The sequence below is a fragment of the Salinibacillus aidingensis genome (genome assembly GCF_039522525.1).
Lineage (GTDB): Bacteria > Bacillota > Bacilli > Bacillales > Alkalibacillaceae > Salinibacillus > Salinibacillus aidingensis.
Genome location: NZ_BAAADO010000001.1, coordinates 567068 through 593410, shown reverse-complemented (window position 1 = coordinate 593410; position 26343 = coordinate 567068). Strand labels below are relative to the sequence as shown.

Below are 26343 nucleotides of genomic sequence, written 5' to 3'. Positions count from 1 at the left end.
ACCTATTATGTTTTGGGAAAATCCATTAGTGGAAACAGCAGCCAGCTACAGTGTAGTCATACTATGTTTAATTGTTTTCATGGCTGTTTTTGAGTTAGTAACCCAATATAATAACTGGAAAGAAATCAAACAAGGGAATTTTTCGGTTGCCATGGCAACTGGAGGGAAGATGTTCGGGATTGTAAATATCTTTCGCTTTTCAATTGAACATAATGACTCCCTGGCTGAAAGTATCGGCTGGGGAATCTACGGTTTTGTTCTGCTATTAATCGGATATTTTATTTATGAGTTTTTAACCCCAACATTTAAAATCGATGAAGAAATTAAAAATGACAATCGGGCCGTCGGATTTATTTCCCTAATTATATCAGTCGGTTTATCTTTTGTTGTGGGAGCAAATATCATTTAAGGAGAGGCAAGGATGAAACAATTAGCCATCGTATTAATGATTGTGGGGATAATCTTTCTTGCAGTAGGTGTTGTATACCTCGTAACTGCCTAAAGATCTGTCAGTTAAAAATAGGTATAAGGAGATGAGATACCAAACGCGGGTTTGTGTATCTCTTTTTTAATGAAAATATTTTAAATTATCTTGCAATTTGTATATAATAGGAGTTGGAGATTAAAAAAGGAGGTTTTTAAATGGGGAAGGATACTAAGTTATGGTATCAGCATTATCCGGAGGAAATAGCTCCATCTATTGATTATGACGAAAAACCACTCCATGAATTTCTTCAGAACACCACGGAAAAGTACCCAAATCTGCAAGCGCTTCATTTTATGGGGAAAGAATTAACCTTCCATCAGCTATTGTTTCAGACAGAAAAAACAGCGAATTATTTACAGGGATTAGGGTTACAAAAAGGGGATCGTGTAGCCATTATGCTGCCGAATACACCCCAGTCAGTCATTGGCTATTATGCAGCGATGATGGCCGGAGCAATTGTTGTTCAGACGAATCCGCTTTATACGGAAAGAGAGCTCGAATACCAGTTAAAAGATTCCGGAGCCAAGATGATTATCTGTCTGGACGTTCTGTTCCCAAGAGTAAAAAAGGTGAAGGATAAAACAGATGTAGAGCATATCATTGTAACAGGAATAAAAGACTATCTTCCATTTCCTAAGAACATGGCTTATCCATTTATCCAGAAAAAAGAGTATGGAAAATTTGAAAAGCCTGCTCATAACAGCTATGGAGGTCATGTACATCAATGGGGAAATATATTAAAAGAGGCAGGACGCGATGTCAAAAAAGTGGAGATAGATCCAAAAGAGGATATTGCCCTGCTCCAATATACTGGAGGAACCACCGGATATCCTAAAGGTGTAATGCTTACCCACTTTAATTTAGTTGCTAATACACAAATGTCACAGCAATGGATGTATAAAATTAAGGAGGGTGAAGATATAACCCTGGGCGTGCTTCCATTTTTCCATGTCTACGGGATGACTGCCGTTATGAACTTATCCATCATGATGGCAACAAAAATGATTTTAATCCCGCAATTTAAAGCTGAGGAAATTTTGAAGACGATTGAAAAAGAAAAACCAACCTTGTTTCCAGGTGCGCCAACCATATACATTGGTCTGTTGAATCATCCCAAGCTTAAGGATTATGATGTATCATCGATCAAAGCCTGCATTAGTGGTTCAGCCCCTTTACCTGTAGAAGTACAGGAGCAATTTGAAAAAGAAACAGGCGGAAAACTGGTAGAAGGCTATGGGTTAACGGAATCCTCCCCTGTTACTCACGCAAATCTTCTTTGGGATAAGCGTGTCAATGGAAGTATTGGACTCCCGTGGCCTGATACGGATGCGAAAATTTTTGACAGTGCAGACAATATGGAAGAAATGAAGATAAATGAAGTTGGCGAACTGGCTGTAAAAGGTCCTCAGGTTATGAAGGGCTATTGGAATCGTCCGGAAGAAACCAATCAGGTATTAAAGGATGGCTGGCTGTTCACTGGAGATATGGGCTATATGGATGAAGAAGGCTTTTTCTATATCGTTGACCGTAAGAAGGATATGATTATCGCGGGCGGTTATAACATTTATCCACGTGAGGTTGAGGAAGTGTTATATGAACATGAAGCCGTACAGGAAGCTACCGTTGCAGGGATTCCTGATCCATACCGGGGAGAAACGGTAAAAGCTTATGTTGTCATAAAAGAAGGAAGCGGGGTAACCGAAGAGGAATTGGATAAGTTCTGCCGGAAAAACCTTGCTGCCTATAAAGTGCCGCGAATATATGAGTTCAGGGATGAATTGCCAAAAACTGCAGTTGGAAAAATCTTAAGGAGACAATTAGTTGAAGAAGATAAAGCAAAAGCAAAGCAGGAAAAACAACAGTCCATTTAGAATGAACCATACCTTTACAGAAATATTCCCCTTATTATTGACATGGAAATCAAATGCAATTAAAATGTAGTTAAAATGAATGACTATTCATTCAGTTTTTTGAAAAGTGTTTGTAATTCTAGTAATATTACGTTGAAATCACATGCACTTTTCTTAAATGAAGGAGAACATTATGAAAAAAAACAAACCAAAGTACAAACAAATCATTGATGCAGCAGTAGAAGTTATAGCTGAAAATGGCTATCATGCTTCACAGGTTTCCAAAATCGCTAAAAAAGCAGGAGTAGCCGATGGAACAATCTACTTATATTTTCGAAACAAGGAAGATATTTTGGTTTCCTTGTTTCAGGAGAAAATGGGAAATTTCATTGAAAGGATTAAAGAGGATACGGAGCAAAAGTCTAATGCTGATGAAAAGCTTCGTACCCTTATTGAAATGCATTTCAGCCGCTTAGCTAATAATTATCATCTGGCTGTTGTAACGCAGCTGGAGCTAAGGCAATCCAATAAAGACCTTCGTCAGAAAATTAATGAAGTTTTAAAAGGATATCTGGCTGTCATTGACGAAATACTTAAAGAAGGCATTGAAGAAGGCCTCTTTCATCCCGAATTAAATATTAAGCTCGTACGCCAGATGATTTTTGGCACATTAGACGAGGTTGTTACGAATTGGGTGATGAAGGAAGAGAAATATGATCTTATTTCACAGGCAGATGCTGTACACTATCTAATTACGAATGGATTAAAAAAATAGCAAGAGGGGGCGGAAATGGTGGATTATTTATCTTATCAGAAAGATGGGAATAAAGGATTTATTACCTTTAATAGTCCACCTGCAAATGCCCTTTCCTCAAAGCTTTTGGAGGAGCTGTCACAGACTTTGGATCAGATTGAGGAAGATCCAAAAGTAAAGGCAGTTATCATTCGTGGGGAAGGGAAATTCTTTTCTGCAGGTGCTGACATTAAAGAATTTACACAAGTAAAAACAGCAGAGGACCATGCTTCATTAGCCAGAAATGGTCAAAGTATCTTTCATCGAATTGAACACTTTCACGTTCCGGTTATTGCCTCGATTCATGGGGCAGCCTTAGGGGGAGGTCTGGAATTAGCCATGGCCTGTCATCTCCGGGTTGTTACGAAAAATGCAAAATTAGGGCTGCCGGAAACAACGCTTGGCATTATTCCTGGTTTTGCAGGAACCCAGCGCTTACCACGCTATGTTGGTTTACCTAAAGCTTATGAAATGATTTTAACAGGTACACCAATTAGTGGCGAAGAAGCGGTTCAGTGGCAGCTGGCCAATGATGCGGTTTCTGAAGAGGAATTAGAGTCATATACAGAGAACCTGGTTAATAGAATGGTAGACAAAAGTAGGCCATCTGTTCAGGCTGTCATGAAATTATTACCTTACGCACATACCTCTCAATTTCAGGGAGGGGTTGAAGAAGAAGCGAAGCAATTTGGACAGATTTTCGGAACAGATGATGCTCAAGAAGGAATTCAGGCCTTTATTGAAAAAAGGAAGCCCAATTTTAAAGATTAATAGATTAGAGGAGGTAATCATATGAACATTTATGTATTAATGAAAAGAACTTTTGACACAGAAGAGAAAATCATTATTGAGGATGGACGAATCGATGATGAAGGTGCTGAATACATTATCAATCCTTATGATGAGTATGCCATTGAAGAGGCCATCCAGCTGCGTGATGAACATGATGGAGAAGTCACCGTAGTAACGATTGGTGGCGAAGATGCAGAAAAGCAGCTGCGTACTGCACTTGCTATGGGCGCAGATAAAGCTGTTCTTATTAATACAGAAGAAGATGTTGAGGAAAGTGACCAGTACACAACAGTTAAGGTTCTGGAAGCATTTTTTGATGACAAAGATGCTGACATTATACTTGCCGGTAATGTCGCTATCGATCAGGCAAGTGGTCAGGTTGGCCCACGCTTAGCAGAACGTTTGGATATCCCATATGTGACAACGATTACAAATCTGGAAATTGACGGAGAAACCGCTCATATAGAACGGGATGTTGAAGGAGATGTGGAAAAAGTAGATGCACCGGTTCCATTGCTTGTCACCTGCCAGCAGGGGTTAAATGAACCACGATACCCATCTCTGCCTGGTATTATGAAAGCAAAGAAAAAGCCTTTAGAGGAATTGGAGCTTGATGATTTAGACCTGGATGAAGATGATGTAGAAGCGAAAACAAAAACTATTGAAGTATTTCTCCCTCCTGAAAAGGAAGCAGGCAGAATACTTGAGGGTGAAATAGATGACCAGGTGAAAGAATTAGTAGATCTGTTAAGTAATGACGCGAAAGTGATATAAGAGAATTGAAAACTGAACATCTTCGGAAAGGGGAATAAATAATGAGTAAAAATATCCTTGTATTTGGTGAAGTTCGTGATGGTGAGCTTCGTAATGTTTCGTTTGAAGCGATTGCATTCGCCCGTAAAATCAGTGAAGACGGTGAAATTACAGCCGCTGTTTTTGGCAAAGATGGTTTAGATGAAGCTGCGAATGAAATGATTTACCATGGTGCAGATCGTGCTGTAACGGTGCAAGATGAAAAATTAGAAACGTATACTTCTGAAGGATATGCCCAGGCTGCTTTGGCAGTCATTGACGACGAGAATCCAGATGGTATTGTAATGGGTCATACATCTGCAGGAAAGGATTTAACACCAAAGTTGGCAAGCAAGCTTGAAAGCGGTTTAGTATCAGATGTAACAGATATCGAAGTAACTGGGGATAATGTTGTTTTTACCAGACCTATTTATTCAGGGAAGGCTTTTGAGAAGAAAATTGTGACAGATGGTATGATTTTTGCTACCATCCGTCCTAATAATATTGCAGCGCTTGACCGGGATGACAGCAGAAGCGGAGATGTGTCAAGCAAGGACGTGGAAATTAAAGATCTCCGTACTGTAATAAAAGAAGTGTTGCGTAAAACGACAGATGGAGTCGACCTTTCTGAGGCCAAAGTAGTTGTATCAGGTGGACGTGGCGTAAAAAGTAAAGAAGGCTTTGAACCGCTGCAGGAGCTTGCAGATGTACTGGGCGGTGCAGTAGGTGCTTCTCGTGGTGCATGTGATGCAGATTATTGTGATTACTCCCTGCAAATTGGTCAGACAGGAAAAGTTGTAACCCCGGATTTATATATCGCATGTGGAATTTCCGGAGCTATTCAGCATCTGGCCGGGATGTCCAACTCCAAAGTTATTGTAGCGATTAACAAGGATCCGGAAGCCAACATTTTTAACGTAGCTGACTATGGAATCGTAGGCGATCTGTTCGATGTGGTTCCTAAATTAACAGAGGAAATCAAAAATCTAAAAGTGAATGCATAATTTGTATGCCAGGAGCCTTTCTTAAAGGTTTCTGGCATTGTAATATGATTTTTACCTGACAAAAAACAATGGAAAAACAGAAAAACAGCTGTCATAAAAAGGTGTATGAGCAATATTTTTATGGAAATAGTAATAACAAACAAACCATTGGCAATGATTAGTTACTAGGTGATATACTTACAAATGAATGAAATAAGCTTCACTAGGAGGAATGAAAAATGGCAATTGCACATGCAAATGACCAGAGCTTCGGTCAGGAAACTTCAGAAGGGCTCGTACTCGCAGATTTTTGGGCAACCTGGTGCGGACCTTGCAAAATGATTGCACCTGTCTTGGAGGAATTGGACAGTGAAATGTCTGAAAAAGTAAAAATCGTAAAATTAGATGTAGATGAAAACCAGGAAACTGCTCAGAAATATGGAGTAATGAGTATTCCTACTTTGCTTCTTTTTAAAGATGGAGAAGTTGTTGACCAGGTTGTAGGCTATCAACCTAAAGAAGCACTAGTTGAACTTGTAAATAAACATGCATCTTAATCTGATATAAACAGAGAACTGTCCCTTGTCATTTTTGTGAATGACAGGGGATTTTGTTTTGGCGGCTTTATAGTATATTAATGTGTATTCCAGAGTATGAATGAGTAGGTTATTTTTCAAACATCTCCCATTAGAATATAATAGGAACTGTAGTGAATGATTAGGAGTGTACGAAAATGAATAAAGCCATTCAGGATAAATTAGCGGTTCTCCCTGATCAGCCAGGGTGTTATTTAATGAAAAATAAGAATGAAGAAGTTATCTATGTTGGGAAATCCAAAAAGCTTAAAAATCGTGTTCGTTCCTATTTTACCGGGGCTCATGATACGAAGACCCAACGGCTTGTTCAGGAAATTGACCATTTTGATTATATTGTAACGTCATCAGAAATTGAAGCACTTATCCTTGAAATGAATTTAATCAAAAAATATGATCCCAAGTATAATGTACTTTTAAAGGATGATAAAAGCTATCCTTACCTAAAAATAACAGCTGAAAAACAGCCAAGACTTATAATTACACGACAGGTGAAAAAGGACAAAGGGAAGTATTTTGGCCCTTATCCAAACGTTTCCGCTGCCCGTGAAACAAAAAAGCTGCTGGATCGACTCTACCCTTTACGAAAATGCAATAAAATGCCGGATCGGGTATGTCTTTATTATCACATCCATCAATGTTTAGGCCCTTGTGAATTCCATGTATCAGATGAAACCAATGAAGAAATTGTCCGGAGCATAACCAGATTCCTGGGTGGAGGACATGGTGAAATTAAGAAGGATCTTCAAAATAAAATGCAGGAAGCCTCAGAAAGCCTTGAATTTGAAAGAGCTAAGGAATACAGGGATTTAATTGAGCATATTGAGGCTGTTATGGAGCAGCAGAAAATGACGCTTAATGATAAGCAGGACCGGGACATCTTTGGTTATGATTATGATAAGGGATGGATGTGTATACAGGTATTCTTTATTCGGCAGGGGAAGTTAATCGAGCGGGACGTAGCCTTATTCCCGTTTTTTGATGACCCTGAGGATACTTTTTTGAGCTATATTGGCCGTTTTTATCTTCACCAGAATCATCCAAAGCCTAAGGAAATTCTTGTTCCGCTTGGGACGAATAGAGAATTACTGGAAGATTTGCTGAAGATTCATGTAAAAATTCCAATGCGCGGAAGAAAAAAAGAACTTGTAGAATTAAGTATGCAAAATGCCAAAATTGCCTTGAAAGAGAAATTTTCTATTATTGAACAGGACGAAGAGAGAACGATTAAGGCGGTGGAAGGACTTAGCGAGCTGTTAAATATAGAAACTCCCCATCGAATTGAAGCATTTGATAATTCCAATATCCAAGGGACAGACCCTGTATCAGCTATGGTTGTCTTTATCGACGGCCGCCCCAGCAAGAAGAACTACCGGAAATATAAGATTAAGGAAGTAGAGGGTCCTGACGATTACGATACGATGCGAGAAGTTGTGAGAAGAAGATATAAACGGGTTTTAAAGGAAAATCTCCCCTTACCGGACTTAATTCTGATTGACGGGGGTAAAGGGCAAATGAGTGCTGCTCTCGATGTTCTGGAGAATGAGCTTGGTCTGGATATACCTTTATGCGGGCTTGCCAAGGATGAAAAACATCGTACGAGTGAGCTGTTGTATGGAGATCCTCCTGAAGTCGTGAATATGGACAGAAAATCTCAGCCGTTTTATTTAATACAAAGAATTCAGGATGAGGTACATCGATTTGCCATTTCGTTCCACCGTCAATTAAGAGGAAAGAGCTCTTTCCAATCCAAATTGGATGAAGTAGAAGGAGTTGGACAAAAGAGAAAGCGCCTGTTGCTCCGTCATTTTAAGTCTATTGATGATATAAGTCAGGCAGACATTGAGGAATTAACAAAATTAGGGATACCTCACCCTGTTGCAGAAAAAATTCTGGATGCACTGCAGGCGGGAGAAGCAGACTCAACAGAATAATATATGAATTTATTTCCAGTATCCGCTTGATCGGATACTTTTTTCTTGGTATAAGATGCGGACATTACTCGTAAAATGTAATCATTACCATTTACAAATCGTAATGATTACGATAAAATAAATAAGTATTCCTTCATGAAGCATTTATATGAAATAGCATAGATCTTTTTTTATGAGTTCACTGCAGGTAATGATTAAATATAAAGGAGGTAACCTGATTGGCTAAAAAGTCAAAGATTGTTAAGGAAAAGAAACGGGAAGAGATGGTGCAAAAATATGCTGACCTTAGAAGAGAGTTGAAAGCTAAGGGGGATTATGAGGCACTGCGTAAGCTTCCGAGGGATTCTTCCCCAACACGTGTCAATCGTCGTTGTGAAGTCACCGGTCGTCCTAAAGGCTATATGAGAAAGTTTGGTATGTCGCGTATAGCTTTCAGGGAATATGCTCATAAAGGACAGGTTCCTGGTGTAAGAAAAGCAAGCTGGTAAATCTTTAGGCGGAAAAAGGCTGATTCAATGGTTCCATTTGAATCAGCCTTTTAAAATGGATTTTTTATTCAGGTGAAAGCGTCCGAAAAATCCCACTTAGTGAAGGTTCACTTCATATCGTTTCAACAGCATAAAAAGAAATCAGCTTCTTTCGTCTGTTTTCTTCATCAATACACTCGATTTCATCATTAAAGATTAAGGATAGCTGCTGGGCAATAAACCCGGCTTCTAACCGATAGGAAACAGGCTCCTCATAGGAAAAGCGCTCTTCAATTAATGGTCCTGTCAATTCAAATTCCAGCTTTTTCTTCTTTTGCTTCACCAGATTTAAGTGACCAAAACCTGCATTATGAAAAAAGACCTGAATATCCTCTATTTTCTGTAATGGATATTGTCTGGCTAACTTTTTCCCCAAATAATACAATACAAAACTGGTATCCTCGCCTAAAACTTCAGGTATGGTAAGCTGCCTCATCATTTCAAACCCAAGTGCGGGAATTTGGATGTCTCTGAGGCTTTCATTTTGAAGTAAAGATTTCTCTTTTCCCACTGTGCTCATCCCTTTCTATTATCATTATCATAGGGATTCATGAATATTGCAATACTTATATTTTCGTAAAAAAACATTACAATTATGGAAAGGATTTCCGGAAATTAATCACGCTTTAACTGGCCGTAATACCCCCACTTCAAGACTTGAGCGTAACCCAACAAGACTAAGTGGGGGATAAACGGCCAGTAAATTTCTGATAAGTTCAACTAACAAGAAAAGCGGAGGCGACCGGTTAGGTCATGCGGGATAAGACGAAGACATGGAGTGGCATGGGTTTGGCCACGGAATGGCTTTGGCTTATATCCGCCTTGACCTGGGAGCCGCAGCCGGCCAAATCAGTGGGGGATGGAGAAAACTCCCACTGATGGAAGTTTCACTTTATAAAATTTGCTGGAAAATTAGAATAAATTTGACTTTACCCAGAAGTTTCCTTGACGCTATGAATGGGTAGGAGTAAAATATTAAATGTTATGAAAGGATTTTTTAAAGCGAGAAGGGGGACTTTCCAGAAAATATATTTTTTTTGGAAAAATAAAAGCGCTTTACTTACTATTTTTGATCCAAACAATACTTTCATCAATTGAGGGGGGTTAAGATGGCGCAGGATCGTGAGTTTTTTAATCGGAGACTACATTCATTATTAGGGGTTATCCCAATAGGTTTATTTTTGGTTCAGCATTTAATGGTAAACCAGTTTGCCAGATGGGGTCCTGAATCCTTTAACACAGCAGCTGGAATTATGGGAAACCTTCCATTTGTTCTTGTTCTGGAAATTTTCGTTATTTACCTTCCGCTCATTTTCCATGCGGTTTACGGTGTCTATATTGCTTTTACAGCAAAAAACAACGTATCAAGGTATGGATATTTTCGTAACTGGATGTTTTATTTACAGCGTATAACCGGGATTATTACTTTAATCTTTATTGTATGGCATGTTTGGGAAACCAGAATTGCGCATGCGATTTATGGTACCGAAGTTAACTTTGACATGATGGTTAATATATTGGATCATCCTTTCATGTTCTGGTTCTATATTATTGGTGTAATTTCAGCAGTATTCCATTTTGCTAATGGTTTATGGTCCTTCTTTGTAAGCTGGGGACTTACCATTACACCACGTTCACAGCGTATTGTTACATACGTGACCATGATTATATTCGTAGCTTTATCCTATGTTGGTGTAAGTACATTATTTGCTTTCGTAAGTTAAGGAAAGAATCTTTATTGAACAGGGAGTGAATTTTATGAGTAACCGTAATATCGTTGTTGTTGGCGGCGGACTAGCTGGACTAATGGCAACAGTAAAGGCAGCAGAAGCTGGTGTACACGTTGACCTCCTTTCACTTGTACCCGTGAAACGCTCCCACTCTGTATGTGCACAAGGTGGAATCAATGGTGCCGTTGATACAAAGGGGGAAGGCGATTCTCCTTGGATTCATTTTGACGATACCGTATATGGTGGCGACTTTTTAGCAAACCAGACTCCTGTTAAAGCGATGTGTGAGGCCGCGCCAGGAATTATTCATATGTTTGATCGTATGGGAGTTATGTTTAACCGTACATCAGAAGGATTGCTTGATTTCCGTCGTTTCGGTGGAACTCAGCATCACCGTACAGCTTTTGCTGGAGCAACCACAGGTCAGCAGCTGCTTTATGCGTTAGATGAGCAGGTTCGCCGTCATGAAGTAAACGGTTTAGTAACAAAGCATGAAAATTGGGAATTCTTATCAGCTATGGTTGATGATGAAGGCGTAGCCCGAGGTGTGATTGGCCAGGACTTACATTCCCATGAAATTAAAGCCTTCAAAGGTGATGCCGTCATTATGGCTACTGGCGGACCGGGAATTATCTTTGGTAAATCTACCAATTCTATTATTAATACTGGTTCAGCTGCTTCTGCTCTATATCAGCAGGGTGCGATTTATGCAAATGGAGAGTTTATTCAAATTCATCCAACAGCTATTCCTGGTGATGATAAATTACGACTCATGAGTGAATCCGCAAGAGGTGAAGGTGGACGTGTCTGGACTTATAAAGACGGAAAACCTTGGTATTTCTTAGAAGAAAAATACCCTGCTTATGGTAACCTGGTTCCTCGTGATATCGCTACCCGTGAGATTTTTGATGTATGTGTAAACCAGAAGCTCGGTATTAATGGGGAAAATATGGTTTATCTGGATCTGTCTCATAAGGATCCTAAGGAATTAGATGTTAAGCTTGGTGGAATCATTGAAATTTATGAGAAGTTTGTTGGTGACGATCCAAGAAAAGTTCCAATGAAGATTTTTCCTGCTGTTCATTACTCTATGGGTGGTCTGTGGGTTGACAACAACCAAATGACGAATATCCCTGGTGTATTTGCTGCAGGTGAATGTGACTTTACTCAGCATGGAGCCAACCGTCTTGGTGCAAATTCCCTGTTATCATCTATTTATGGTGGACTTGTTGCCGGTCCAAATGCTGTGGAATACACTGAAGGTCTGGATAAGACAGCAGACGAAATTTCTTCTCAATTCTTTGAACAGAAGGTAAAAGAAGAGGAAGAGAACTTTGAAAAAATTATGGGAATGAACAGCGGTAATGAAAATGCCTATCAGATTCATAAAGAGCTGGGTGAATGGATGACGGATAATGTTACGGTTGTTCGTGAAAATAAAAAACTGTTAGAAACAGATGAAAAAATCCAGGAATTGCTGGAACGCTATGAGAATATTAATATCAATGATACATCCCGTTGGAGCAACCAGGGTGCAATGTTTACCAGACAGCTTAAGAACATGCTGCAGCTGGCCCGAGTGATTACACAGGGTGCCTATCATCGTAATGAAAGCCGTGGGGCACACTATAAGCCTGAATTCCCTGAGCGTAATGACGAGGAATTCCTGAAAACCACCATGGCAAAATATGATGCGGAAAACAATCAACCTGACTTATATTATGAAGATGTTGATGTTTCCTTCATCGAGCCAAGAAAGAGAGACTATACGAAAAAACATTAAGCATAAGTTAGGGGGAGGAGAACCATGAGTGATACAAAGAAGATTGATCTGATTATAACTCGTCAGGATAGCCCCGATTCTAAGCCATATGAAGAAAAATTCAGTATTCCATATAGAAAAAATCTAAATGTGATATCGGCTTTAATGGAAATCCGCCGAAATCCGGTAAATGCAGAAGGGGAAAAAACAACACCGGTATTTTGGGAAATGGGTTGTTTAGAAGAAGTATGCGGTGCCTGTTCCATGGTAATTAACGGCAAACCACAACAGGCTTGTACAGCATTGGTCGATCAATTGGAACAGCCAATCCGTCTGGAACCAATGACGACATTCCCGGTTGTAAGAGATTTGGCTGTTGACCGCAGTCGTATGTTTGATTCACTGAAGAAGGTAAAGGCCTGGATTCCTATCGATGGAACCTATGACTTAGGACCTGGACCACGTATGGCTGAGAGCAAACGTCAATGGGCCTATGAATTATCCAAGTGTATGACATGCGGAGTTTGTCTGGAGGCTTGCCCGAACGTTAACAGTGATTCAAACTTTATTGGTCCTGCACCATTGTCCCAGGTTCGCCTGTTTAACTCCCATCCAACTGGTGAGTTCCACAAGAGTGAACGTATGGAAACGATTATGGGTGATGGAGGACTGGCCAACTGCGGGAACTCCCAAAACTGTGTTCAGTCCTGTCCTAAAGGTATTCCATTAACGACATCCATTGCGGCCCTTAACCGTGAGGCAACTCTGCAGTCATTCAAGAGCTTTTTTGGCAGTGACAACATCAACTAATAGATTTGAGCCTCTTCTATTATTAAGAAGAGGCTCAATTTGTATACACGTACGAACTATTAGTAATAGGAGGAAGGAATGTGAAGACGGTTAATTATATATCAGTTAAGGAAACGTGGCAGAGGGAGTTCTCTTTTTATATTCCGGTAAAAATTCGCTTTTCTGAAACAGATATGTTCGGGCATGTGAATAATGTGTCCCCATTTATTTATTTTGAGGAAGCCCGTATTGCTTTTTTTAGTCATATTGGAGTATTCCAGGACTTGAGTGATCCACAGGACGGAATCCCGGTTGTAGCGGATCTGCAATGTGATTATCATAAACAAATTTATTTTACGGATTCACTGAAATTGTATGTGAAGGCCAATCATGTGGGAAATACTTCTGTCGACATTCATTACTTAGGAATCAACCAGGATAAAGACGTGTGTTTCACCGGACGTGGACGTATTGTCAAGATTCATCCGGATTCAGGAACGCCAGTACCTTTCACGGAAAAGGAACTGGAAAAGTTAAACAAATAAAATCCAGCTCTCATGGCCATTTAAACATATGACCATTTTTCTGAATATACGTGGTTTTATGCTCAAATGAGGGCACGGCAGTTTTGCGATATACATACTATACAGTGACTAAATAATTCCCCTTATTCCTTGTGGCTCATGTACAGCAAGGAGGGGTTCCCGATTGAATAATGAGGATTATAACACGAAGCAGCTACTAACAAAACGGGAAAAAGAAGTTTTTGAATTGCTGGTTCAGGACCGAACAACGAAAGAAATAGCTGAAGAGCTGTTTATTTCGGAAAAAACGGTTCGGAACCATATATCCAATGCAATGCAAAAACTTGGTGTAAAGGGGCGTTCACAAGCAGTTGTCGAGCTCCTTCGCATGGGGGAGTTAAAGCTTTAAACTTTGAGGCTGATCCAGGGACACCTTGGCATCAGCCTCTTTTTCTACCTGCAACAAAAACGTAACTTGATATTTTCAAAAAAAACATAGAAAATAGAATAGAAAAGCGGAGGCGACCGTTTAGGGTGACAGCATAAGCACGTCGACGAATATGTAGGGGGAAAAGAAGTGGCTAAAACTATAGATGCAGAAACGATTGCACATTTAGAAAAGGATTTGCGCAATATTTCCTATATCCTTAAACAAAAGGGAAGGGAAATTCTGACACATTATCCAATCACAACCCCACAGTTTATTGCATTACAATGGTTATTAGATGAAGGAGATTTAACCATTGGCGAGTTATCGAAAAAATTATTTTCAGCTTTTAGTACGACGACTGACTTAGTCGATCGTCTGGAAAAAAGTGAGCTTGTTAAACGTGTTCCTGATCCAAATGACCGTCGAGTTGTCCGGATTCATTTACTGGAAAAAGGAAGAACGATCATTGATGAAGTTATTTCTAAACGCCAGCAATATTTACAAGAGGTTTTACAAAGCTATGACCAGAATCAGGTTCATACATTAAAAAATGTGTTAAGTCAATTAAATAATGACATTTCTGATTACCAGAATAAATCTTAGCATTATCTTAAATCCAGAACAGAAAGGCGATTCACTGTGAAACAACCAATTGGAATTATAGACTCTGGGGTTGGAGGATTAACGGTTGCAAAGGAATTAATCCGTCAATTGCCTAAAGAAGAATTTATCTATCTTGGAGATACATTAAGGTGTCCCTATGGCCCGAGACCGGAAGAACAGGTCAGACAATATACGTGGGAAATGGTTCAGTACTTAATTCATTCAGATATAAAAATGTTAGTTGTGGCATGCAATACGGCTACGGCATTTGTGTTAGAGGAACTAAGAGTGGAGCTTGAGGTCCCCGTTATTGGCGTTATTCAGCCAGGGGCCAGAGCCGCTATTAAAACGACCAATAATTTAAACGTCGGAATTATTGGTACAGTAGGAACAATTGAAAGTGGAGCTTATCCAGATGTGCTGAAACAGATTAATTCATCCATTTATGTATACAGCTTAGCATGTCCAGCTCTGGTACCTCTTGTAGAAAGCGGGGTATTGGAGGGGGACAATGCCCGCCAGACTGTTTATGATTCTATATCACCGCTGTTAAACACGAATATTGATACGTTAATCCTGGGCTGTACCCATTATCCTCTTTTGAAGCCACTCATTCAGGAAGTGATGGGAGAAAAGGTGTCTGTGATTTCTTCAGGGGATGAAACTGCCAGAGAAGTGAGTACGATTCTGTCCTACAACAATCTTTTATATCAGGGGGAACGCATTCCTCAGCATAAATTTTACACAACTGGTAATTTAAAACTTTTTGAACAGATCGCTAAAGTATGGTTCGGGTATCCCCTTGCGTTTGTGCAAAGTATTAAATTATAAGAATAAGCCAACTTCCTCATACCATTGGGGAAGTTTTTTGATTATCCAAAGCTTTTCCCTATATTTTTTGGTCTAAATTTAAAAATAGCTCGTATAAATAATAGTACAAACCATCATGGGAGGGAAAAGCATGCAAAAACGATCAATCTGGATAGGAACGGCATTGGCATCCAGTATTGTACTGCTATCAGGCTGTTTGCAGGGAGAACAATCATTGGAGGAACTGATGGATCCACCTCAAAATGTTCAGACAGTCAATGATTTAGATAATGCAGAGAACAAAAAGGAAGCGTCGGAAAATAAGAAGGAAAGTGAGGAAACAACAAATAATAAAGATGCAAAAACCACTGAAACAACAAACAGAGAACTATATTTAATAGATGAGAACGGTATGGTGGTTTCGCAGACATTACCACTTCCTCAGGCAGATTCAAAGGAAGTTGCAAAACAGACCCTGGAATACTTAGTAAAGGATGGGCCGGTCTCTGATATTCTGCCTAATGGTTTTCAGGCTGTCATACCAGCTGGTACCAACATCAACAGTCTGAATTTACAGGATAATGGTACATTAGTTGTAGACGTTTCAAAAGAGTTCAAAGAGTATAAGGCAGAAAATGAACTGAAAATTATTCAGGCAATGACGTTTACCCTGACACAATTTGATTCGGTCGATCGGATTAAACTTCAAATAGATGGAGTCGAACAGAATGTCATGCCTGTCAATGGTACTCCGATTGGTAATGGGTATGCACGTTCAGATGGGATTAATTTACACGTTGGGGACGTTGCGGATTTAATGAATAGTGAGTCTGTGACGGTTTATTACCCTGCCCAGCAGGAAGAGCATTATTATTATGTTCCTGTTACAACAAGAGTAGAAGGCGAAAGTGATAGCAAATATGAGAGTGTAATTAATCAGCTTGTTGAAGGCCCTGACTATGAACTTACAGGTCTCGTAAATGTGTTCCAGAATGACGTAGAGCTGACGAAGAAGCCGGTGAATCAGGATGGGGTATTAGCGCTAACCTTTAATAAGTCGATCTTTAATGATGAGAAGAACCAGACGATTTCTGATCCGGTACTGAGTTCTATTGTGCTGACATTAACCGAGCATCCCAACGTAGAATCTGTACAAATCAAGGTGGAGGGAACAGAGCAGGTATTCAATGAAAACGGTGAAGCCTATTCTCAGCCGGTAACCAGGGAGGATGTTTCTGAACCTAGTGGTATTTAATCCAAAAGATGTATATAATAACATATGTCAGATAGGGGCTGGTCATCAGCCTCTTTTTTGTGGCCGGTGAAATGATTAAATAAATGATTTGTGGATAAGAAAACCAGAAGAAGCATGGCCCATTTAAGATTTGTTATTATAAGAGTAAAATGATAAGGTAAAGTCTCAGAAGGAGGATAATTCAATGAGAACAGATGGCAGAGAAGCAAATGAACTACGAAAAATACATATTGAAACCAATTTTACAAAGCATCCGGAAGGTTCCGTTCTTATTAGTGTAGGAGATACCAAGGTCATTTGTAATGCAAGTATAGAAGATCGTGTTCCTCCCTTTTTACGCGGTCAGGGAAAGGGCTGGATTACAGCAGAATACGCCATGTTGCCCAGAGCAACTGAACAAAGGAATATCAGGGAGTCATCCAAAGGAAAGGTTTCCGGTCGTACAATGGAAATCCAGCGTTTAATCGGTCGTTCACTGAGGGCTGTCGTTGACCTGGATAAAATCGGTGAGCGTACCGTCTGGATTGATTGTGATGTAATACAGGCAGATGGTGGTACACGTACAGCCTCCATTACCGGAGCTTTTGTAGCGATGGTTCAGGCCTTTGGAAAATTAATCGAAACGAAATCCATCAAGGAATTTCCGATTAACAATTATTTAGCAGCTATTTCTGTTGGAATTTTACCAGGTGGATCAGAAATTCTTGACCTTTGTTATCGTGAGGATTCAGAGGCTAAAGTTGATTTAAACATCGTCATGAATGGCAGTCGTGAGTTTGTTGAAATTCAGGGAACAGGTGAAGAGGACACATTTACATATGAGGAACTGAATAAAATGCTTCAGCTGGCCGATGACGGCTTAAAAGAGATTTTTGAAATTCAACGGGTAGCGGTTGGAAAATGGCATGAAGAACTTTTGAAAAAACAAAAATCGCCTCAGGAGGAAAAGAAGGAATGAAAAAGGTCATTCTTGCTACCAGGAACCAGGGTAAAGCTGCTGAGTTTAAGGACATTTTTTCAAGCATCGGGATCGAAATTGTCAGTTTACCTGAATTAGACGAAACCATTCCGGAAATTGAGGAAACAGGGGATACGTTTGAAGCCAATGCCAGAATTAAAGCCGAAGAAATCTCAAAGCGCTTTTCACTGCCTGTGATGAGTGATGATTCCGGTCTTGAGGTAGATGCCTTAAATGGGAGTCCTGGTGTATATTCTGCCCGTTATGCCGGACTCGAAAAAAATGATCAGAAGAATCTTGAAAAAGTCTTGGAGGAGTTAAAAGGAGTGGAGATGCCAGAACGTTCCGCCCGCTTTGTTTGTGTACTTGCGTTAGCCCGGCCTGAAAAAGAAACCATTGCAAAACGGGGTACTTGTGAAGGATACATTGGATTTGAAGAAAAAGGGGAGAACGGCTTTGGTTATGATCCTATTTTCTATCCTGAAAATATGGATCGAACCCTTGCTGAACTTTCTCCAGATGAAAAAAACCGTATTAGTCATCGTCGTCATGCGATTGACAGGATGCTGGATTACATGAAAACGAATGAAATAATGGAGTGATTGACGTTGTCTGTTGTTATCATTACCAGTGATAGTCACGGCTTAACCGAAGAATTGAATGTGATTAAAGAACGTCATCAGCATGAAGCAGATGCTTTTGTGCATTGCGGGGATTCAGAACTTGATTATCATTCAGAGGAAATGAGTTCCTTTTATAAAGTTCGAGGGAATTGTGACTTTGATCAGAATTATCCTGAAGACACGCAATTATCGGTGGATGGTCAGAAGATTTTCGTAACCCATGGACACCTTTATCAGGTTAAGACTAGTTTAATGCCACTCTCGTACAGAGCAGAAGAAACAGGTTCCAATATCGCCTGCTTTGGACACTCTCATCTGGCAGGGGCTGAAAAAGTAAAGGATACGTTATTTATTAATCCTGGAAGTATTCGTGAGCCTCGGGGCGGGGCTGCAGGTACAACGCCCACTTATGTACGCTTAGGATGGGAGAGACAGAATGAGCTTCAGGTTGAATTTTTAAATCTCCAGGGAGAAGTTGAAGCCACAACAGCTATTCATTTATAATATAAACCGATCTATCACCAGGAGAGAAATTTCTCCGGTGATAGAGGGTTTTTAAAATTTTTTTCGTAAAACTTATTGACATAAACATCAAATCTTCTTATAATAGGTTTTGTCTGTTGCGGGTGTAGTTTAGTGGTAAAACCTCAGCCTTCCAAGCTGATGTCGTGGGTTCGATTCCCATCACCCGCTCCATGTCCCAGTAGCTCAGCAGGATAGAGCAACAGCCTTCTAAGCTGTGGGTCGGGAGTTCGAATCTCTCCTGGGACGTTATCGAAAAAGACCTCAATCTCTTAAAGTGCTTGTTAGGAGATTGAGGTTTTTTTATTCTGAACCTGGATCACATGTCTGATAGGACTTCACTGTAAGCATGAGACATAAAACGGCCTCACAGGATAACCTGTTGAGGCCGTTTTAGGATAGTATTAATAGTTAACAGCGGCGTAAGAATCGATGAGGCCATGTTCAAAATAGTAGCCGGTTCCACTAATAGGGGCTGCTGTGTTTTCAATGGCCGAACGAATTTCATAGTGGCTTCGATTTTGTCCTGCCAATAGTCCTGCCAGACCTGCAACATGTGGCGAGGCCATGGATGTACCAGACATATAGGCATAGCCATCACGCTGGACTGTAGAGGCAATGTCAACACCTGGTGCAGCTACATCGACCCATGATCCATAGTTCGAGAAACTTGCCAGCTGGTTACTGCTATCCACAGCGGCTACTGAAATTACATTTTCGTAGGAAGCAGGTTCAAATGTCGTGGATACGCCATCATTTCCAGCTGCTGCGATAACTACTGAACCTTGATTCCAGGCATAATTGACAGCATCCTCTAAAGCCTGGGTATCACAGTTACATCCCAGGGATAAATTGATGACTTCAGCGCCATAGTCTGCCGCATAACGAATACCATCCACAATGTCAGCCAGCGAACCACTGCCTCTTGAATCGAGTACACGAACGGCTAAAATATTAGTTTCCGGTGCCATACCAGCAACACCAGTTCCATTATTGGTTTCCGCTGCTGCAGTTCCAGCTACATGAGTGCCATGTCCATTACGATCCATTGGGTCATAATCGTTTTGAACGAAGTCATAGCCCAAGATTGTTTTGTTATTTAGATCTTCATGCTGATAATCTACACCAGTATCGATAACCGCAATTTCCTGGTTACTGCTTCCACGGGCAATATCCCAGGCATGATCTGTATTTGTTGTAAATAGTCCATATTGATAGGAAGGGTTTGCATAGGTATCATCGGGAGTCCACGTAGCACTCATTTTATAATTGGGCTCTGCATACTCGACATTGGGATTTTTGTTTAATGCTCTGACTACCGCTTCTACATTGCCAACTTTAAGTACTTTAAAAGGAGATTTTACAATATCCTCTTCTTTGGCGACTTTTGCACCTGCTTTTTTTGCAACTTGCTTCAGTCTTTCTTTCGTTGTGTTTTCCTTAAATTTAACAACGACTTCCCCTTTGACATAATCGCCTGCATTTCCTACTGGCTGGACAGAATTTTGACTATCCTTAATAGGGGTCTCTGCACTTGCAGCTGCGGCTCCCATAACGGGAAAAGCTGTTAAAACAAAAATCGCAGCTACTGCATACCAAATTACCTTTTTCATATTATTCCTCCTTTTCAGAATATACATAACTATTTCTGAAAAAGAGGTGTTGATTCCTTTGGGAAAAAGGGTTCAAAATTTCACGTGCCGAATGAGAAACTTTTGCACTATATTATTATATTTCTGGGCTTGAAGTTTGATTTAATAAATGGTGAGTATTTTATTGGGTTCTGGTCATACTAAAAAGGCTACCGTATATTGTGAAACGATATGAAAGATTATTTTGGTAACCTTGAAGGAGAAGCGGACAGCATTTTAACAAAGACTATTCAGCATGATAATTTGCTTGTGGTGCTGAATGAAAACCTGACTGATGAAGAATTTAATCAGTTTAAAGAGACGCTTCAAACATTAGAATGAAATGAAATGGGCATTAAGCTGATTGACGCTTAATGCTTTTGTTTGCTTATGAGGGTGAAAGGTACAGAAAGGGGAATTAGATGAAACCTCGTTTTTACTCCAACATTTACTGGCACTTCACCGGGGGTCCTGTTTCAAAGGATGGTTCCGAGGTATGGCATCACTTCCGTTGTTTAAGAGAAGTGAAGGAAAATACTACGTTAAGACATCCCGAAAGAGCAATGGGAAATTTAAAAAATATCCTTCAAAGTAAGGTTTTACAGGCAACGACGACCGAAAAGGTTCTGGAAAAGGTAGAAACCGATGAATTTTGCTGTGTCTGTGACATCCCATTAAAGGATCTAGTATTCCACCGTCAGTATTATGGTGATTATGCCATCGGATTTAATGCCAGGAAAATTCATGAAAATTTCCATCCTGTATTATATTTTGAGCCTTATCCGACTAAAATGTTAAAAATGCAGCCGAAACAAGTTCAGAGAGAAGTAAAAGAGAAAGGCACTGAAAATCAGATGGATTTCCTGGAGTTATTGGGAATCAATCAAAATAATCCACTCGTAAACTTCCTGAAACTGACACATTTTGATTCTGATTATGATGATTCCTTTTATGGCGAAAGAGAGTGGAGGTGTCTGGATGATTTTTCATTTACAAATGAGGATGTCGAAGCGGTTATTGTACCGAAAGATCATGTGAATGAAATAAGTGAATATCTAAAAGGAGAAGGGTTTCTTAATATTAGTGTTCTAAGCTGGGATCTTATTGAAAATATTTAGTCATATAGATTTGCGGTGGTCAAGCAAATTTTATTGCTCGACCGCACCAAAATCCACTTTTATATTAAAAGTACTGGTGTGTTGTTTAAGATTCCGTTTTTGAAGCTCCTCCTCCAGAATTTGAATAAATTGGCTGGATAATTGTAACTCTATTGCTTTTTGATAAGCATCCAATAATTTTTCATCTGTTAAAAATGCAAAACGAATAAGTATCACTCCTACGAATAGCGGTAAAATTTATAAGACTTCCCCGTATATTCGCGGCTCTTTTAACAGAAAGAAATTTCTTAATTGTATTCAGCCTAAATACTTATTAAAGTTCTTCCCGTTCAAAATAATTTTAAACTTAAGAAAGGAAGGCTCGTAGCAGGGAGTTATCAAAAAGGTTTCATTATGGTATATTGTGGGAAGTCATCATAAAATGGACATACAATGAAGTTTTAAATCGTTGTTACAGGGTATGAATAATAAATACAACAACCTCAGCATAAAAGAACAGGAAGGTGTTTATGAAAAAGAAACATCAAGATGTTGTCATATTTCCTGGATGGAAAAGACAATTAGAGCAGGACGGTCTTGAGGCATTAAAGGAGAAAAGATATGAAGATGCATTAGAGAAAATTTTGCTTCTGGAGGAATTTGAAGCTGCATCCTATGAAATTTTAACAGGAAAGGTGATTTGTTATATAGAGTTAGGCCGTTTTGATGAAGCAATCGCCCTATGCCGAAAGCTCATGAAGGAAGATGAGGATAACTATTATAAATACTTACATATTTATATAACGGTTTTATTTCAAACCAGTCAGTATGGGGAAATCACCAGTTTGTTAGATGAGATTTTTGCGACTGAGGATGTCCCTTATACATATCGGGAACAATTTCAGCAGATTTACGACTTAAGTCAAAATTTCAACCAGGATCAGGATCATAATAAGTACAATGATAAGGAAATTGAATATTTTCTTCATAATTTAGATGGGGGAAGCTTTCAGGAACAATGGCGTCTATTATCCTTATTAAGAAAGAAGCCTCTGAAGGATTATGTGGATGATTTCATTCCCTTTTTTGGTGATTCAGAGTTAAACCCGGTCATGAAGACTGGACTTTTACAATGGTTTATGGAACAGGAAATCAATAAAGATATAGAAGTGGATAAATTTAATCAGATAAAGATTGTAAACCCGACAGAACTGGACGATATTATGGACCAGACGTTTGCAAAGGAAGTTATGAATTCCCTGGATTGGGTGGAACAGCAGGATCCTACTTTGTTTGAATTTACCAGACAGATACTCTTCCGCTTTCTTTATATTTATTTTCCATTTGTACCGGGGCAAAAGGATCAGACAGTCATTACAGAAGCAATATTATCGCTGGCTTTAGAGTACCTGCAAATGGATGATGAATATTCGATGGAGAACGAAGACAGTGAGGAACGGGAATATTGGAAAAATGAGATACAGGAGTTAGAAAAAAAGTACTTTTCCCAAATTGAATAGCGGTTCGAAGTGTTGGTAAATTTGTTGAAAGGTGTAAAGAATATGTTATAATATAATGGTTGCATTATGCATTCGTACTTATATAATTGAACTACTATCTTAAAATTAAATTTTAGTTCATTAAAGTTCATTAATTGAATAATAGATGTTGGAGGGAATTCTATGTCAGTAAAATGGGAAAAACAAGAAGGCAATGAAGGAGTACTAACCTTTGAAGTAGATGCGAAAGAATTTGATTCTGCTTTAGATCAAGCCTTCAAAAAAGTTGTAAAAGATGTACAAATTCCAGGATTCAGAAAGGGAAGAGTACCACGTCCAATTTTTGAAAAGCGTTTCGGAGTAGAGGCTCTTTACCAGGATGCTGTAGACCTGGTTCTTCCTGAGGCTTATACAAAAGCGATTGATGAAGCGGGAATTGAACCTGTTGATCAGCCGGACGTTGACATTGAGCAGATTGAAAAAGGAAAAGATCTTATTTTCACTGCTAAAGTAACGGTTAAGCCTGAAGTAAAACTTGGAGACTATAAAGGTCTTGAAGTAGAAGAGCAGGATACCAGCGTTACCGACGAAGATGTTGAAAATGAAATTAAACAGCTTCAGGAACGTCATGCCGAGCTCGTTGTTAAAGAAGACGGTAAAATTGAGGAAGGCGATACAGTAGTGTTCGACTTTGAAGGATTTATGGATGGCGAACCATTCGAAGGCGGCAGTGCTGAAAACCATTCCCTTGAAGTTGGCTCCGGTCAATTTATTCCAGGCTTTGAAGATCAGCTAATTGGTAAGGAAGCAGGAGAAGAAAGTGAAATTGAAGTAACGTTCCCGGAAGATTATCATGCTGAGGATCTTGCAGGTAAACCGGCAACCTTTAAAGTGAAAATTCATGAAGTAAAAGGTAAGGAACTTCCTGAGCTTGATGATGAATTTGCAAAGGACGCAGATGATGAAGCAGAATCTCTTGATGAATTGAAGGAAAAAACTAAGAAACGCCTTCAAGAGCAAAAGGAACAGGATGCTGACAATCAAAAACGTGAAAGCTTAGTGGAACAAGCCAGTGAAAATGCTGAAGTGGATATTCCTAATGCAATGGTTGAATCCGAGCTTGATCGTATGCTTCAGGAGTTTGAACAGCGCCTGCAAATGCAGGGAATGACGCTGGATATGTATCAGCAGTTCTCCGGCCAGGGTCAGGATGAGCTAAAAGAACAAATGAGAGAAGATGCGAAAAAACGTGTTCAGACCAACCTGACATTAGAAGCCATTGCAGAAACGGAAAACCTTCAAGCAACTGAGGAAGACATAAATGAAGAGCTTGAGAATATGGCTAAATCCTATCAAATGGAAGTAGAACAGATTAAACAGGCTCTTGGCGGAAACACAGACATGCTTAAGGATGAACTGAAGCTTAGAAAAGCAATTGATTTCTTAGTCGATCAAAGTAAAACCGCATAATTATTGAAGACAAGGTGCGAGAAATCGTACCTTGTTTTATACATACATAAAATGATTGAACAGGTTTAGTATATGCTGCATACATATAGGCTATACTGTATCTCCTGAGACCGAAATAAACATAAGGGTTTCATTATCATTGACTTATAAAGACATGACGTACATAATGATTACATATCTTTATAAAAAGGTAATCAAATGTAGATGTTTATTACTTTCTTCCACACACACATATTTGATATGATGTGCTAAAGACTAACAAGAGAAGAACTGAATTTATGGTAAAGAGATACAGATTTATTGGTGAGGTGATTGAATGCTTAAATTTAATGATGAAAAGGGACGCTTGAAATGCTCTTTCTGTGGGAAAACACAGGAGCAGGTTCGGAAATTAGTAGCAGGCCCTGGTGTTTATATATGTGATGAATGTATTGAACTTTGTACGGAAATTGTGGAGGAAGAATTAGGGAACGAAGAAGAAGTTGAATTTAAAGAGGTTCCTAAGCCAAAGGAAATTAACGAAATTTTAAGTGATTATGTGATCGGACAGGAAAATGCTAAAAAATCCCTATCGGTTGCTGTATATAATCATTATAAGCGAATTAATTCCAGCCAGAATAGTGATGATATTGAACTATCTAAAAGTAATATTGTACTTATGGGACCTACAGGAAGCGGTAAGACATTATTGGCTCAAACCCTTGCACGCATTCTGAATGTTCCATTTGCAATTGCGGATGCTACATCCTTAACGGAAGCCGGATATGTAGGGGAAGATGTGGAAAATATTCTGCTCAAACTGATCCAGGCTGCCGATTACGATGTAGAGAAAGCCGAAAAAGGAATTATTTATATTGATGAAATTGATAAAGTGGCCAGAAAGTCTGAAAACCCATCGATTACACGGGATGTTTCTGGTGAAGGGGTACAGCAGGCCCTGTTAAAGATTCTTGAAGGAACAGTAGCAAGTGTACCGCCACAAGGTGGTCGTAAGCATCCACATCAGGAATTTATTCAAATTGATACCAGTAATGTATTATTTATTGTGGGCGGAGCCTTTGATGGCATCGAGCAGATTATTAAACGCCGTTTAGGTAAACGTGTCATCGGCTTTGGTGCAGACAATTACGGTGAAGATTTAGATAAAGCGGAATTATTATCCAAAGTATTACCTGAAGACCTGCTTCGTTACGGATTAATTCCTGAATTTATCGGACGTCTTCCTGTTATTGGAGCATTGGAACCGTTAGATGAAGATGCATTAGTGGAAATCCTGACAAAACCGAAAAACGCACTAGTTAAGCAGTATAAGAAGTTATTTGAAATTGACGATGTAGAGCTTGAAATTGAAGATGAAGGACTGCAGGCCATTGCTCAAAAAGCGATTGAACGTAAAACAGGAGCACGTGGTTTACGTTCAATCATAGAAGGAATTATGATGGATGTTATGTATGAGCTTCCTTCCCGTGATGATGTTGATAAGTGTATTATCACCAAGGATACTGTTCAACTCGAAAACGGTAAACCAAAACTGGTCATGACAGACGGTTCTGTTGTGGATCAGAATGATGAATCACCGAAAGAAAGTGCATAAGCTTAGCAGAAGAAAGCCCCGAATGTTACCAGTAAGGTGACATTCGGGGCTTTTTTCGTTTAGGGCCTATCCGCTCGCCTCCGCTTTTCTCTGTCCAGCTGCGGCTCCTAGGTCAAGGCGGATATAAGCCAAAGCCATTCCGTGGCCAAACCCATGCCACTCCATGTCTTCGTCTTATCCCGCATGACCTAATCAGTCGCCTCCGCTTTTCTTTGTCCAGCTGCGGCTCCCAGGCCCAAGCGGTCATAAGCAGAATACCCTCCATGGCCAAAAGCGGCCACTCCGGATATTCTGC

General features: G+C 39.6%; 28 protein-coding genes and 2 tRNA genes. 27 read left to right on the top strand and 3 right to left on the bottom strand.

Translation table 11 applies throughout. The annotated features are described in order from the left end of the window. Positions 1-7 precede the first annotated feature (7 nt). The 9 genes from ABD006_RS03140 (at position 8) to rpsN (ending at position 8712) form a co-directional block, all read left to right on the top strand. Entirely contained in the window at positions 8-409 is a 402-nt protein-coding gene (locus ABD006_RS03140) for a DUF350 domain-containing protein (protein ID WP_343837422.1), read from the top strand. A gap of 233 nt (positions 410-642) precedes the next feature. Next, positions 643-2358, top strand: a complete 1716-nt coding sequence (locus ABD006_RS03135; RefSeq protein ID WP_343837420.1) for a long-chain-fatty-acid--CoA ligase — start codon at positions 643-645, stop codon at positions 2356-2358. 172 nt (positions 2359-2530) lie between these two features. Further along, complete coding sequence (gene fadR, locus ABD006_RS03130; protein WP_343837418.1) at positions 2531-3112, top strand: fatty acid metabolism transcriptional regulator FadR; 582 nt, start codon at positions 2531-2533, stop codon at positions 3110-3112. Between the two features lie 18 nt (positions 3113-3130). After that, positions 3131-3901, top strand: a complete 771-nt coding sequence (locus ABD006_RS03125; protein ID WP_425542178.1) for an enoyl-CoA hydratase — start codon at positions 3131-3133, stop codon at positions 3899-3901. Between the two features lie 21 nt (positions 3902-3922). Continuing rightward, a complete protein-coding gene (locus ABD006_RS03120; protein WP_343837414.1) occupies positions 3923-4696 on the top strand; it encodes an electron transfer flavoprotein subunit beta/FixA family protein in 774 nt (257 codons plus the stop codon). Between the two features lie 41 nt (positions 4697-4737). After that, on the top strand, positions 4738-5718 hold the full coding sequence (locus tag ABD006_RS03115) for an electron transfer flavoprotein subunit alpha/FixB family protein (RefSeq protein WP_343837412.1): 981 nt from the start codon (positions 4738-4740) through the stop codon (positions 5716-5718). A gap of 218 nt (positions 5719-5936) precedes the next feature. Further along, positions 5937-6254, top strand: coding sequence for a thioredoxin (trxA, locus tag ABD006_RS03110; RefSeq protein WP_044158457.1), 318 nt, complete (start codon positions 5937-5939; stop codon positions 6252-6254). A 176-nt stretch (positions 6255-6430) separates the two neighbouring features. Continuing rightward, positions 6431-8224: an excinuclease ABC subunit UvrC gene (uvrC, locus tag ABD006_RS03105; RefSeq protein WP_343837408.1), complete on the top strand. Its 1794-nt coding sequence runs from the start codon at positions 6431-6433 to the stop codon at positions 8222-8224. Positions 8225-8442: 218 nt separating this feature from the next. Further along, positions 8443-8712, top strand: coding sequence for a 30S ribosomal protein S14 (gene rpsN, locus ABD006_RS03100; protein WP_343837406.1), 270 nt, complete (start codon positions 8443-8445; stop codon positions 8710-8712). 112 nt (positions 8713-8824) lie between these two features. Here the strand turns inward: rpsN and ABD006_RS03095 are convergent, their stop codons facing one another. Beyond that, positions 8825-9262, bottom strand: a complete 438-nt coding sequence (locus tag ABD006_RS03095) for a DUF2507 domain-containing protein (RefSeq protein ID WP_343837403.1) — start codon at positions 9260-9262, stop codon at positions 8825-8827. A 598-nt stretch (positions 9263-9860) separates the two neighbouring features. On the opposite strand from ABD006_RS03095, the gene ABD006_RS03090 reads away from it, so the two are divergent. The 13 genes from ABD006_RS03090 (at position 9861) to ABD006_RS03030 (ending at position 19006) form a co-directional block, all read left to right on the top strand. Then, positions 9861-10475: a succinate dehydrogenase cytochrome b558 subunit gene (locus ABD006_RS03090; protein WP_343837400.1), complete on the top strand. Its 615-nt coding sequence runs from the start codon at positions 9861-9863 to the stop codon at positions 10473-10475. 34 nt (positions 10476-10509) lie between these two features. Further along, a complete protein-coding gene (gene sdhA / locus ABD006_RS03085; RefSeq protein WP_343837398.1) occupies positions 10510-12264 on the top strand; it encodes a succinate dehydrogenase flavoprotein subunit in 1755 nt (584 codons plus the stop codon). 24 nt (positions 12265-12288) lie between these two features. Continuing rightward, a complete protein-coding gene (gene sdhB, locus ABD006_RS03080; RefSeq protein WP_343837396.1) occupies positions 12289-13053 on the top strand; it encodes a succinate dehydrogenase iron-sulfur subunit in 765 nt (254 codons plus the stop codon). Positions 13054-13133: 80 nt separating this feature from the next. Then, the gene (locus ABD006_RS03075) at positions 13134-13577 is read left to right on the top strand and encodes an acyl-CoA thioesterase (RefSeq protein WP_343837394.1); all 444 of its coding nucleotides are present in this window, start codon (positions 13134-13136) and stop codon (positions 13575-13577) included. Between the two features lie 163 nt (positions 13578-13740). After that, positions 13741-13965 (top strand): helix-turn-helix domain-containing protein, encoded by a 225-nt coding sequence (locus tag ABD006_RS03070; protein WP_044158440.1) that lies wholly within the window; start codon positions 13741-13743, stop codon positions 13963-13965. A 168-nt stretch (positions 13966-14133) separates the two neighbouring features. Then, positions 14134-14589 carry a MarR family winged helix-turn-helix transcriptional regulator gene (locus ABD006_RS03065; protein ID WP_343837391.1) on the top strand — a complete coding sequence of 152 codons (456 nt, stop codon included), beginning with the start codon at positions 14134-14136 and terminating at the stop codon, positions 14587-14589. A 36-nt stretch (positions 14590-14625) separates the two neighbouring features. Then, entirely contained in the window at positions 14626-15420 is a 795-nt protein-coding gene (racE, locus tag ABD006_RS03060) for a glutamate racemase (RefSeq protein ID WP_343837389.1), read from the top strand. 130 nt (positions 15421-15550) lie between these two features. Beyond that, a complete protein-coding gene (locus tag ABD006_RS03055) occupies positions 15551-16654 on the top strand; it encodes a GerMN domain-containing protein (protein ID WP_343837387.1) in 1104 nt (367 codons plus the stop codon). Between the two features lie 184 nt (positions 16655-16838). After that, positions 16839-17612 carry a ribonuclease PH gene (gene rph, locus ABD006_RS03050; protein WP_343837385.1) on the top strand — a complete coding sequence of 258 codons (774 nt, stop codon included), beginning with the start codon at positions 16839-16841 and terminating at the stop codon, positions 17610-17612. Next, a complete protein-coding gene (locus ABD006_RS03045; RefSeq protein ID WP_343837383.1) occupies positions 17609-18214 on the top strand; it encodes an XTP/dITP diphosphatase in 606 nt (201 codons plus the stop codon). The genes rph and ABD006_RS03045 overlap by 4 nt, the downstream gene beginning before the upstream one ends. A gap of 6 nt (positions 18215-18220) precedes the next feature. Continuing rightward, the gene (locus ABD006_RS03040; protein WP_343837381.1) at positions 18221-18739 is read left to right on the top strand and encodes a metallophosphoesterase family protein; all 519 of its coding nucleotides are present in this window, start codon (positions 18221-18223) and stop codon (positions 18737-18739) included. 118 nt (positions 18740-18857) lie between these two features. Further along, positions 18858-18931: transfer RNA gene (locus ABD006_RS03035), tRNA-Gly, on the top strand. 1 nt (position 18932) lies between these two features. Beyond that, positions 18933-19006: transfer RNA gene (locus ABD006_RS03030), tRNA-Arg, on the top strand. A gap of 155 nt (positions 19007-19161) precedes the next feature. Here ABD006_RS03030 and ABD006_RS03025 read toward each other — a convergent pair. Then, a complete protein-coding gene (locus ABD006_RS03025) occupies positions 19162-20370 on the bottom strand; it encodes a S8 family peptidase (protein ID WP_343837378.1) in 1209 nt (402 codons plus the stop codon). Between the two features lie 210 nt (positions 20371-20580). Here ABD006_RS03025 and ABD006_RS03020 point away from each other — a divergent pair, with 210 nt between their 5' ends. Next, entirely contained in the window at positions 20581-20730 is a 150-nt protein-coding gene (locus tag ABD006_RS03020; protein WP_343837376.1) for a hypothetical protein, read from the top strand. A gap of 80 nt (positions 20731-20810) precedes the next feature. Then, the gene (locus ABD006_RS03015) at positions 20811-21506 is read left to right on the top strand and encodes an abortive infection system antitoxin AbiGi family protein (protein ID WP_343837374.1); all 696 of its coding nucleotides are present in this window, start codon (positions 20811-20813) and stop codon (positions 21504-21506) included. Between the two features lie 30 nt (positions 21507-21536). On the opposite strand, the gene sda is transcribed toward ABD006_RS03015, so the two are convergent. Further along, the gene (gene sda, locus ABD006_RS03010) at positions 21537-21722 is read right to left on the bottom strand and encodes a sporulation histidine kinase inhibitor Sda (RefSeq protein ID WP_343837372.1); all 186 of its coding nucleotides are present in this window, start codon (positions 21720-21722) and stop codon (positions 21537-21539) included. A gap of 293 nt (positions 21723-22015) precedes the next feature. Here sda and ABD006_RS03005 point away from each other — a divergent pair, with 293 nt between their 5' ends. The 3 genes from ABD006_RS03005 to clpX all read left to right on the top strand — a co-directional run bounded on the left by ABD006_RS03005 (position 22016) and on the right by clpX (position 26048). Then, positions 22016-23005, top strand: a complete 990-nt coding sequence (locus tag ABD006_RS03005; protein WP_343837370.1) for a tetratricopeptide repeat protein — start codon at positions 22016-22018, stop codon at positions 23003-23005. 162 nt (positions 23006-23167) lie between these two features. Next, a complete protein-coding gene (gene tig, locus ABD006_RS03000) occupies positions 23168-24454 on the top strand; it encodes a trigger factor (protein ID WP_343837368.1) in 1287 nt (428 codons plus the stop codon). Positions 24455-24770: 316 nt separating this feature from the next. Then, positions 24771-26048, top strand: a complete 1278-nt coding sequence (clpX, locus tag ABD006_RS02995) for an ATP-dependent protease ATP-binding subunit ClpX (protein ID WP_343837365.1) — start codon at positions 24771-24773, stop codon at positions 26046-26048. The last annotated feature ends 295 nt before the right edge of the window (positions 26049-26343 follow it).

Coding starts and splice junctions, on each gene's coding strand:
- ABD006_RS03140 (WP_343837422.1), top strand. CDS start 8: ATGTTTTGGGAAAATCCATTAGTGGAAACAGCAGCCAGCTACAGTGTA.
- ABD006_RS03135 (WP_343837420.1), top strand. CDS start 643: ATGGGGAAGGATACTAAGTTATGGTATCAGCATTATCCGGAGGAAATA.
- fadR (WP_343837418.1), top strand. CDS start 2,531: ATGAAAAAAAACAAACCAAAGTACAAACAAATCATTGATGCAGCAGTA.
- ABD006_RS03120 (WP_343837414.1), top strand. CDS start 3,923: ATGAACATTTATGTATTAATGAAAAGAACTTTTGACACAGAAGAGAAA.
- ABD006_RS03115 (WP_343837412.1), top strand. CDS start 4,738: ATGAGTAAAAATATCCTTGTATTTGGTGAAGTTCGTGATGGTGAGCTT.
- trxA (WP_044158457.1), top strand. CDS start 5,937: ATGGCAATTGCACATGCAAATGACCAGAGCTTCGGTCAGGAAACTTCA.
- uvrC (WP_343837408.1), top strand. CDS start 6,431: ATGAATAAAGCCATTCAGGATAAATTAGCGGTTCTCCCTGATCAGCCA.
- ABD006_RS03090 (WP_343837400.1), top strand. CDS start 9,861: ATGGCGCAGGATCGTGAGTTTTTTAATCGGAGACTACATTCATTATTA.
- sdhA (WP_343837398.1), top strand. CDS start 10,510: ATGAGTAACCGTAATATCGTTGTTGTTGGCGGCGGACTAGCTGGACTA.
- sdhB (WP_343837396.1), top strand. CDS start 12,289: ATGAGTGATACAAAGAAGATTGATCTGATTATAACTCGTCAGGATAGC.
- ABD006_RS03055 (WP_343837387.1), top strand. CDS start 15,551: ATGCAAAAACGATCAATCTGGATAGGAACGGCATTGGCATCCAGTATT.
- rph (WP_343837385.1), top strand. CDS start 16,839: ATGAGAACAGATGGCAGAGAAGCAAATGAACTACGAAAAATACATATT.
- ABD006_RS03045 (WP_343837383.1), top strand. CDS start 17,609: ATGAAAAAGGTCATTCTTGCTACCAGGAACCAGGGTAAAGCTGCTGAG.
- ABD006_RS03025 (WP_343837378.1), bottom strand. CDS start 20,370: ATGAAAAAGGTAATTTGGTATGCAGTAGCTGCGATTTTTGTTTTAACA.
- ABD006_RS03020 (WP_343837376.1), top strand. CDS start 20,581: ATGAAAGATTATTTTGGTAACCTTGAAGGAGAAGCGGACAGCATTTTA.
- ABD006_RS03015 (WP_343837374.1), top strand. CDS start 20,811: ATGAAACCTCGTTTTTACTCCAACATTTACTGGCACTTCACCGGGGGT.
- ABD006_RS03005 (WP_343837370.1), top strand. CDS start 22,016: ATGAAAAAGAAACATCAAGATGTTGTCATATTTCCTGGATGGAAAAGA.
- tig (WP_343837368.1), top strand. CDS start 23,168: ATGTCAGTAAAATGGGAAAAACAAGAAGGCAATGAAGGAGTACTAACC.
- clpX (WP_343837365.1), top strand. CDS start 24,771: ATGCTTAAATTTAATGATGAAAAGGGACGCTTGAAATGCTCTTTCTGT.